Annotated in this window: 2 protein-coding genes; both read left to right on the top strand. The window is 42.5% G+C overall.

Features of this window, described 5'->3' with window-relative positions:
* The coding region (locus B5F18_RS13100) for an LPXTG cell wall anchor domain-containing protein (RefSeq protein ID WP_143468433.1) at positions 1-134 on the top strand (134 nt) is incomplete at its 5' end.
* Between the two features lie 418 nt (positions 135-552).
* Positions 553-4,160 (top strand): beta-N-acetylglucosaminidase domain-containing protein (locus B5F18_RS12215; RefSeq protein ID WP_087157923.1); only part of this gene is annotated, 3,608 nt, incomplete at its 3' end.

Below are 4,160 nucleotides of genomic sequence, written 5' to 3'. Positions count from 1 at the left end.
CATCCACAAAAGCAAATACGGAGAAATCTGCAAAGACAGGGGATTCTACCGCTGTTCCGGCAGCAGGAATGACTGTTCTTCTCAGCGGATGTGCACTTGCACTTCTTGCTAAAAAGCGCAGAAAAGAAATGTAAAGGTGGTTGGGACGGTTTGTTATATTCAAAATATAACCCTTGTCTACACTCAAAAATAAAAATTTAAAGAACATAGAAAGGAATCTGTTTTCAAATAGACAGGTTCCTTTTCTTATTAACATAACATGTAATTTCATTTTTCAAATTTAGCTCTTAAAGTATTTGCCGCACTCATTTCCTATCTTGATCTAAATGACATTGAGGGTATCAGCTGCTTTTGATCAAGATAGTAAAAAGATCAAGGCTTTTAATGGAAAATAGACGAAAAATTACCAATAAATGGAATAAAATTTATTGATTTTCTTATGATTTGGTTATAATCTATAAACAGGATGAAAAACTATGGATTTGGGAGGTGGTAAAGAAAAAATCCATAGATGTGTTAACAAATTTTTAAAAACTACAGGAGGACTAAGACATGGGAAAGAAAAAATGGCTTAAAAAGTCAGCAGCTACAGCTTTTGCTGTTTCTTTGGTTGTTCCGATGGCGGCAAATGCAGCCACACCATATCATACGGCTGACACTGCCGAGACTGCCGCAAAGGCAGAAGAAACTGTAGAAACCGGAATTTATCCTAAGCCGCAGGAGGAAGTAGTGACATCAGACGAAGGGATGAATCTGGAAGGAAAGGTCAATGTCGTTATCCACGGTGATCAGAACCAGGCTCTGGAGGCAAAGCTTGACAGTCTTCTGGAAAAAGAAGGAATTGACTATGAAAAGACGGATGCATTGAAGGAAGATGCGGCAAACATTTTCATCACATCCGATGCAGATGACTGCCAGATTTGTGAAGGAGAATCAGCAGCATGGATCGATGAACAGGCTCTTAAGGAAGAGCAGGGCTATGTACTCAAGACAAGCAACGATGAAAATGAAAAAGGCGAGGTTACCATCATAGGAGCAGATGAGGACGGGGCTTACTATGGTGTTGTAAGTTTGATCCAGATGATGGAGCACAAAACGGACGCAGGATTTGCAGAAGCGGAAGTAGTGGATTATCCGACCATTAAATTGAGAGGATATGTAGAAGGTTTCTATGGATATCCTTGGTCCTGGGACGGACGTCTGAAACTTATGCAGGATTCCAGCAAATATAAAGCAAATACATATATCTATGCTCCAAAGGATGACCCTTACCACAGGGCACAGTGGAGAGAGCTGTATCCGGAAGACCAGTTAAAAGAACTTCAGAAACTGGCACAAGAGGGCAAAAAAGACAATATGAGTTTCTGCTGGAGCGTACATCCGGGCGATGGATTTAATTACTATACTGATGATGACTACAATGCCCTGATCCGCAAATTTGAACAGCTCTATGATGCCGGAGTTCGCCAGTTCGGTATTTCCTATGATGACCTTGGGGGATCTGTAAGCGGACAGCAGCATGCAGATCTGATCAACAGGGTAAACAGAGAGTTTGTACAGAAGAAAGGCGATGTAAAACCATTGATCGTTGTAGGAACAAGATACTGCAACGGTTGGGGACCTAGCATGCAGTCTTACTTCAAACCATTCTTCAGTACTTTGGATGACGATGTAGTTGTAATGTGGACAGGTGCAAACACAATGTCTGCAATTTCAAAAGACATCTACGAATGGCCGAAGAATGAGGTTGGCGTGACAGACAAAAACCTTGCAGCATGGTGGAATTATCCGGTAAATGACTACTGTGACGGAAATCTGATGATGTCTCCGCTTGATAACCTGTCAAATGACGTGGATAACTTAAGCGGTTTCTTCTTAAATCCAATGTCACAAGTAGAAGCATCCAAAGTTGCGATCTTCAGCGGTGTTGATTATGCTTGGAATGTTGCAGATTTCGAGAAGATGAGCAGCTGGGACCGCGCGGTGGAAGAACTTGTTACCGATGCACCAGACGCATTCAAACGTTTTGCGGACAATATCTCCTACATCAAAGATGGATTTGAATTTGATGAATCCAGATATCTTGTAGAAGATTTGAACGGGCTTACAACAGCTCTTCAGACAGGCGAGGGTATCACAGAGGCAGCAGAAGTATTGAAAGAAGATTTCCAGACAATGCTTGATGACTGCAAAGCTTTGAGAAATCTTGAAAATGAAGGACTTGCAGAAGAGATCGCACAGCATGTAAATGCTTACGAAGCTGTTGCCACAGCTGGCGTTGCCGGAATGGAAGCATTCATTGATGCTGAGGAAGAAGACATTGCAGGATGTCTGGAAAGCCTGCAGACCTTGGAAGAAAACCTGGCAAAAGCGCAGACCTTTAAGGTTACAAGCCTGGAGTCCGGCGGAACTCAGGAAAATGTTGTAAAAGTCGGCGAGAAGAGAATCAAACCAATGCTGAAAGAAGTGAGCACACAGGCTCAGACAATCCTGATGGAAAATGTCAAAGGCGAGATTCCTGCAAAGGTAATTGGAAATGCTGCAAATCTGGACAACGTGGAAGTTGTACTTGATCAGGGCAACTATTCAATAAACAATGTTCAGACAACATTAAATTCAGGTGAATATGTTGGATTTATGATTCCGCAGGCAAGAGTTCTCTCAGAAGTCACAGTTGAGACAACAAATGCGGCAAATCTGACATTGCAGTATTCACTCAATGGCGTTGAGTGGACGGATGCCAAGACAACAGTGGAAGGAAATGTTCTGAAAGCCACAGACAGACTTTCAGCAGCATATGTACGCGTTGTGAACAAGACAGACAGCGCAGTAGATGTAAATATTGCGAAATTTGGTGTGAAACCAGTATATAAAGCTCAGAATGTCAGCGTTACAACAGACCTCAGACAATATGAGAATTATGTCATTGACAATGTTATCGACGGAAATATGTCTACCAAATTCTACTCTGCAGCAGGCGCAACAGCAGGCAGCAACATTACATTAGATCTTGGACAGGCAATTCCGTTCTACGATGCAAAAATCTGTTTTGCACAGAATCCTAAGGGACCAGGATATGGTTTCGATGCATTCTATGGAACAAAGATGGAAATTTCCGAAGATGGCGTAACCTGGACACAGATTGGCGATGCGATTGCAGACGATAATTACGTACAGGAAACCATTGACGGACAGGGAACAAGCACAGCTTCCTTCAATGCAGAAGGAAAGATGGCCAGATATGTCAGATTTACAGCTACAGAATCCGGAGATAACTGGGTTCAGGTATATGAGATCTTCTACAATGAAAGTCAGGAAGCAGCAGGAAACGATGAGGTACTTCTTGTAGACAGCACATTTGAAACCGGCGATGGAAGACACTTATATGACGGGGATCTGACAACAGCATTTGAGCCAGAAGAAGTAAAAGACGGCGATACACTGAACTATGCAATGACAACACAGACAGAGGCAGGAAATCTTGTCGTTGTTCAGGATGCAGAAAACATCAGCAACGCAGCCGTAAGTGTGAAGACATACGATGGCGAGTGGAAAGAAGTTGGAAAACTGGACAAACAAGTTTCCGAGATTGCGGTCAATGATGGAATCCTGGAAGTAAAATTCACATTTGACGGACAGGTTGTGCCAAAAATTTACGAAATTCTTGTAACTAAAGCTGAACCGGTTACTGAAGAAGTATCCGTTGCTGTTTTAAAATACGCAGTTGAACTTGCATCCACGGCAGACACAAACGGTGTGGTAACATCTGTAAAAGAAAAATTTGATGCTGCTTTGGCAAATGCAAAGGATATCCTTGCAAAAGTAGAGGCCGGTGACAAGAGCGTTACCCAGACAATGGTTGACAATGCATGGCAGGAACTGATCAAAGTAATGCAGTATCTGTCCTTCAAACAGGGAGACAAAACAGATTTGGAAAAAGTGATCGCGCTTGCAGAGACAATGGAAACAAACATTGACGCATACATGGACGAAGGAAAAGAAACATTTACAAGCGCTCTTAACGCAGCAAGAGATGTGTATGCAGATGGAGATGCAATGCAGGATGAAGTAAACACAGCATGGCAGAACCTTCTTAGCGCAATGGCAAACATGATGCTCAAACCGGACAAAGGTCTTTTGGAAGGTCTTGTAGCACAGGC

It is taken from the genome of Lachnoclostridium sp. An181, from assembly GCF_002160325.1.
In the GTDB taxonomy this organism is placed as follows: domain Bacteria; phylum Bacillota; class Clostridia; order Lachnospirales; family Lachnospiraceae; genus An181.
This window is presented reverse-complemented; position numbering and strand designations above follow the sequence as displayed.